We start from the raw sequence: 5,330 nt of genomic DNA, 5'->3' as shown, positions 1-5,330 counted from the left end.
CGCCCACCGAGATCTCCCCCCCCCCCTCGCCCCATCAGAGATGTGTAAAAGAGACAGACCCGAAGCCGTCCGGAAGCGCGCCCGCCGGTGCCGCGGTGCTCTGTCCCCGTCCCGCTCCGCCGGGGTTCGTGCCGCCACCGCTGCCGTCGGAGCCGCCCGTCGTCAGCGCGGCGACTCCCCCGCCGATCGCCGCCACCGCGACCGCCGCCGCGAGCACGGGCCGCCACCGGCTGCGCAGACGACCGCCGGCCGGGGCGCCGACGCTCCCCGTGCCGGGGTCCGTCGGGGTGGTCCGCCCCGGGGTGGTGGTGCCCCCCGTCGCGAGGTGAGCCTGCGTGTTCATGTCGCGGGTGCGGCCCGCACCGGGACCACCGGTCCTGGCCCCGCCGAGTTCGGCGGGCAGGTCCCGCAGCAGCACGAGGAGTTCGTCCGCCGAGGGGCGCCCCTCGGGCTCCTTGTCCAGGCAGGGCTCGACGACCACCCGCAGAGCCTCCGGAACGGCGTCCAGTGACGGCTCCTCGTGCACGACCTGATAGGCCGACATATAGGGGCTGTCCGCGTCGAAGGGACCGTGGCCGGTCGCCGCGTACACCAGGAGCGTCCCCAGGGAGAAGACATCGGAGCGCGGCCCCACCCCACGCGGCGCCTGCAACTGCTCGGGCGACATGAAGGGCGGCGTCCCGATGACCCGCCCGGTCATCGTCAACGTCTGCTGGTCCACCGCGCGCGAGATGCCGAAATCGATGACACGTGGGCCCTCGGGCGAGAGCACGACGTTCGAGGGCTTGAGATCGCGGTGGACGACCCCCACCCGGTGGATGTCGCGCAGCGCCTCCGCCAGCCCGATGGCGAGCCGCCTCAGCTCCGCTCCGTCCAGCGGGCCCCCCGCGGCGATGCGCTGCGCGAGCGTGGGCCCCTCGATATAGGTCGTCGCCATCCACGGCTGCTCGGCCTCGGGGGCCGCGTCGACCACGGCGGCGGTGAACGCCCCGCTCACCCGTCGCGCGGCGGCCACCTCCTGCCGGAAACGGATCCGGAACTCGTCGTCCCCCGCGAACTGCTGATGGATCAGCTTGATCGCGACAGGCCGCCCCGAGCTCGTACGGGCCAGAAAGACCGTGCCCATGCCGCCCGAACCGAGCCGCCCCTCCAGCGGATAACCGCCGATCTCGACCGGATCACCTCCGCGCAGCGACACTCTTCCCGACCTCCCGTCCCCCGTGCGTCTCTGCCACTACGGGCCCGCTCACCTGTGCTGCGTCCAAACTAGCCGCAGGGCGGTACAGCAGCGCAAAGCGGGTGACGAACAGGCGCCGGTCCCGCATCGGACCGCGGTGAAACGGGTCCGGGAGTGGCACGGGCTCCCGGATGTCACTCCGGATCGTTCCGGATGCCCGGCCCGGCGCTTCCCCCACTACCTTGTCGACGGCGCCCGCAAGACCGTGCCGTCCGGATCCCGGGGAGCAGCGATACCGACGACCGCCACCACCGACCGCGACGACGCCACCGCGCTCCGGTGCTCGCACGCGTTCCTCCCCAGGTGGTCTTCCCGTGCCTCACGACCCTGACAGTGGCCGACGCGGGGCGACGAAGCGCGCGGGAAGGCCGATTCCATCGACATTCCCCCGGTGCTTTCTCCGGTCGGCGGCCATCGACCGGAGTTCACGACGAAAGGCACCCCATGGAGAGACGCGGCTTGTACCGCTTCTACCGCAGATTCACCGGACTCGCCCTGGTGGCCGTCGTCTGGGGGCTGGTCATCGGAATGACCGCCCGGCCGCCGCCGCCCGGCCCGAACCCGTACCGCCGCCGGGCGACGACCGGACCGGTGTCTCCCGGTATTTCAGCGGCCCTCAGGGCCTGGCCATTCCGACGGCACCGTGCGATCCCGCCGGTCCGTCGGCCACCGACGGACTCCTGGCCGACCAGCTCAACCCGCAGCTCGACGCGAAGATGGCCGGCTACCTGAACGCGTACAAGATGTCCTGCGCGCGGATGGTCACGCAGGCGGTGAAGGACCGGGGGCTCAACCCGAGAGCCGCGGCGATCGCCGTCGCCACGATCATCGTGGAAACGAGCATGAACAACTACTCCCAAGCCGTCGACCACACCAGCATCGGGCTGTTCCAGCAGCAGGACTGGTGGGGCAGCCGGGAGCAGCGCCTGGACCCGGCCTACGCCACCAACGCCTTTCTCGACGACATGGAGCGGCGGTATCCGGCCGGTTCGTGGAACGGCGCGCCGATCGGCGAGGTGTGCTGGCGGGTGCAGCAACCGCGGGAGGACCTGCGCCACTTGTACGGGATCGAGGCGGGCGACGCCACGCTGATCGCGAACGCGTTGTGGTCCGGTACGAGCGGCGGCCCCCGGCATCCGTACGGCTCCGGCCGGGTCGTGTCCGGCCGGTCCGCGGACGGGCGTCTCGAGGCGTTCGCCGCCGGTTCTGACGGGGTGTACCACGCGTGGCAGACCACGGTGAACGGTGCTTGGTCGCCGTGGCGGTTCGCGGGTGGCCCGCGCGACGCCCAGCTTTCGGTGGCGGCCAACGCGGACGGACGTCTGGAGCTGTTCGCGCTGTCGGACGTGACGTTCGATCACATGTGGCAGACCGGGGCGAGCGCCGGGTGGTCCGCCTGGGAGAACTTCGGCACCGGGGGGAGCCGGCTGGCGGCCGGCAACAACGCCGACGGTCGCATCGAGGTGTTCGCCTCCAACGCCGAAGGGGTGTTCCACCGCTGGCAGACAGCGCCCAGCGGCGGTTGGTCCGGCTGGGAAGGCACCCACGGCGGACCGGCCGACGCGCGACTCGCCATGGAGACCGCGCCCGACGGGCGGCTGGAGGTCTTCGCGCTGTCCGACTCGACGTTCGAGCACCTGTACCAGACCGGCGTCAACGGCGCGTGGTCCGCCTGGGAGAACTTCGGCACCGGAGGGCACGCGGTCGCCGCCAGTCACAACCAGGACGGAAGGATCGAGGTGTTCGCCTCCAACGCCGAAGGGGTGTTCCACCGCTGGCAGACCGGTCCGGCCTCCTGGTCGGCGTGGACCGGCACCGGCGGGATCCCCGACTCGGAGCTGGCCACGGCGCGGTCGGCCGACGGCCGGGTCGAGGTGTTCGCGATCAACGGGACCACCGCGAGCCATGCCTGGCAGACCCGTCCGAACGCGGAGTTCTCCGCTTGGGAGGCCTTCGGCGAAGGTGGCACGGCTATCGGTGCGGTCAACAACGCCGACGGCCGCATCGAAGTGTTCGGCACGAGTCAGGCCGGCGTCTATCACCGCTGGCAGACCGGTTTCGCCACCTGGTCCGAGTGGCTCTGGCTCAACGACTCCGCGGGCCCCGCCGTCGGCTGACCGCTCGTACCTCGGCTCGTGCTGTGCGCCCTCCGGGCTGAGGGCGCACAGCGTACGAGGTATTCCGGGCGTACGAATCCCGCCAAGTGAGGGGTGGCCGGGTGCGGAGTCCGCGCCGCCCCTCCCCCGATCCGGGGCTCCGGCCCTTCCCGCGGTGACCTTCCCCACTGCACCCCGTGCAGAACGGGGCATCCATGGCGTCGGGCGATGGATTCCGGCTATGTGGCCGAAGTACACCGGTGAACTCCCCCACGAGATGAGTATCGTTCCGCTGGTCCGACTGGCCACAAAGAGGACGGGGGGAGCGGTGAGCGGCGTAGTCGTCCATCTGCCGCGGGGAAACGGTGGTGCCGTCGGCGGCGGACCGCACGGAGACACGGTGACGTTACGTCTGGGCCCCGGCGAGGCCGCCCGCTTCGGACGGGGCTCCACGGCCGTCCCCGTCGAACTGTGCCTCGACGACCCGGCGATCTCCCGGCTCGCCGGGGAGATCCGGGTCACCGACGACCACTGGCAGTTGACGAACCACAGCACCACCCACAGCTATCTCGTGGAGAACCCGGAAGGGGCGGGGGAATACCTGCGGGTGCCGCCGCGACGAGTGGGGGCGCCCATCCCGTTCGAGTTCTCGCGCGTCGTGCTGCCGACCCGCGGCGACGTCGCGATCTCCTTCCAGGTGTTCGCGCCCGACCACCTCTATCTGGACCCGGACGCGATGGGCGGGCCCCGGGGGAACAGCACGGTCACCGCGTACTCGCTGAACGAGACGGCCACGTACTTCCTGGTCCTGGTCGCGCTCTGCGAACCGCGCCTGCGTGACCAGTCGCGCGTGGCGGTCCCCACCACGCCGCGGATCGTCGAGCGGCTCGGCGGACACCTCACCGGTGGCGAGCTGACCGCACGGGCGGTCAGCTCGCACATCGACTACCTCGCCGAGGAGAAGCTGCGCATCGGCGGTCCGGACACCCACGAGGCGGGCAAGGGTGACCGGCGCAACGGCAAGCGGGAGGAGATCGTGGGACTGGCGCTGCGGTTCGGGCTCGTGCGGGAGGAGCATCTCGCGCTGCTGCCGCCCCTGACGGGGGCAGGCGGGCGGGAGCGGCAGGCCACACGATGAGACCGCCGCACGGCCCGCGGGACACCGCGGACGGCGACGGCGCGGAGCTGCTCCCGCCCGGATACCGGGTCGGGGACTGGGTGGTCACCCGGCCGATCGGTTCGGGGGGCTGGTCCACGGTGTACGCGGCGCGACCGGCCGGGGACCGTGCGGGCCGGACCGGCGTCGCACTCAAGGTCATGCCGACCGCCGGACTCGCTCCGCGCCAGGCACGCAGAATCGTGGAGTCCGCACGCCGCGAGGTCGAACTCGGGCGCAGGGCCGGGCATCCCCGGCTGATCGGCCTCCTGGAGTCGTTCGCTCTCACCGCGCCCGACCACCCCTCACTGGAGGGCGCGATCGTGCTGGTCATGGAGCGGGCCGTCGGCAGTCTGCGGGAACTGATCGACGCGGGGACGCCCGAGGCCGATCGCGGCAGGCTGATCGAGGGCATCTGCGAGGGGCTCGCCCATCTCCACCGGTCGGGCTGGGTCCACGCGGACCTCAAACCGGAGAACGTCCTGCTCGGCAGGGGCCGGTCCGTGAAACTCTCGGACTTCGGCCTCGCCACCGAGCTGACGGGAACGCACGGCCATGTGCCTCCACTGGGCACCCTGGACTACTTCCCGCCCGAGCGCTGGCGGGCGCCCCTCGGCGAACTCGGCGTACGGGTCCGGCCGACCGCGGACATCTGGGCGCTCGGCATCGTCATCCACGAGGTGTTCGCGTCCGGCGGCTCGCCGTTCCCCGGGGCCACACCCATGGCCCGGGGCGCCGCGGTCCAGGAGTACGGCCAGGGACGCGCGCCCCTGCGCATGGACCAGGCCGTGCCGCCGTTCTGGCGCTGTCTCTTATACACATCTCTGATGGCGCGAGGGAG

3 protein-coding genes and 1 pseudogene are annotated in these 5,330 nt (G+C 71.9%); 3 read left to right on the top strand and 1 reads right to left on the bottom strand.

Annotated elements, in window-relative coordinates:
* Nucleotides 1-61: 61 nt before the first annotated feature.
* Nucleotides 62-1,198 (bottom strand): annotated as a pseudogene (locus CR470_RS35455) (serine/threonine-protein kinase); the annotation flags it as partial.
* Nucleotides 1,199-1,953: 755 nt separating this feature from the next.
* Between CR470_RS35455 and CR470_RS35445 the strand changes: the two are divergent.
* The 3 genes from CR470_RS35445 to CR470_RS35435 form a co-directional block, all read left to right on the top strand.
* Complete coding sequence (locus CR470_RS35445) at nt 1,954-3,354, top strand: peptidase M23 (protein ID WP_257139029.1); 1,401 nt, start codon at nt 1,954-1,956, stop codon at nt 3,352-3,354.
* Nucleotides 3,355-3,661: 307 nt separating this feature from the next.
* Nucleotides 3,662-4,471, top strand: a complete 810-nt coding sequence (locus CR470_RS35440; RefSeq protein ID WP_179892485.1) for a serine/threonine protein kinase — start codon at nt 3,662-3,664, stop codon at nt 4,469-4,471.
* Nucleotides 4,468-5,330 (top strand): serine/threonine-protein kinase (locus tag CR470_RS35435; RefSeq protein ID WP_143663951.1); only part of this gene is annotated, 863 nt, incomplete at its 3' end. The genes CR470_RS35440 and CR470_RS35435, both read left to right, overlap by 4 nt.

The organism is Streptomyces sp. rh34 (assembly GCF_002551245.1).
In the GTDB taxonomy this organism is placed as follows: Bacteria; Actinomycetota; Actinomycetes; order Streptomycetales; family Streptomycetaceae; genus Streptomyces.
This window is presented reverse-complemented; position numbering and strand designations above follow the sequence as displayed.

Coding starts and splice junctions, on each gene's coding strand:
- CR470_RS35445 (WP_257139029.1), top strand. CDS start 1,954: ATGGCCGGCTACCTGAACGCGTACAAGATGTCCTGCGCGCGGATGGTC.